At 57.5% G+C, this 273-nt stretch carries 1 protein-coding gene; it reads right to left on the bottom strand.

All coding sequences use genetic code 11. The features are described 5' to 3' along the window. A partial coding sequence (locus tag OC610_RS29235; protein ID WP_264433334.1) for a HopJ type III effector protein occupies positions 1-236 on the bottom strand: 236 nt, incomplete at its 3' end. Between the last annotated feature and the right edge of the window lie 37 nt (positions 237-273).

The raw sequence follows: 273 nt of genomic DNA, 5'->3' as shown, positions 1-273 counted from the left end.
ACCGAACGATAATGCTCGCCGAATGCCAGGAGCGCTTCTTCATCGCTCAAGCCTTCAAGCAGTGCCAGGCCCAAGGTCTTGCAGGAGCCTTCGTTCTGCCCTGCCGCGTTCTCGACGCCACCGTTATGGAAGGCTTGGGGCTGGTATTCGTAGCCCTCGGCAATAAAAGCCAGGGTGTCGGCAAAAACATGTTCACCGCTCTTGAGGCTGGCGCGGAGGATGTTCAAGTCAGGCATTGGGATTTCCTTTGGCGAATGCCGCTTGCTGTTCGGC

The organism is Pseudomonas agronomica (assembly GCF_025917275.1).
Taxonomy (GTDB): domain Bacteria; phylum Pseudomonadota; class Gammaproteobacteria; order Pseudomonadales; family Pseudomonadaceae; genus Aquipseudomonas; species Aquipseudomonas agronomica.
The sequence above is the reverse complement of the archived record's forward strand: the minus strand, read 5'-3'. Positions and strand labels throughout refer to the sequence as shown.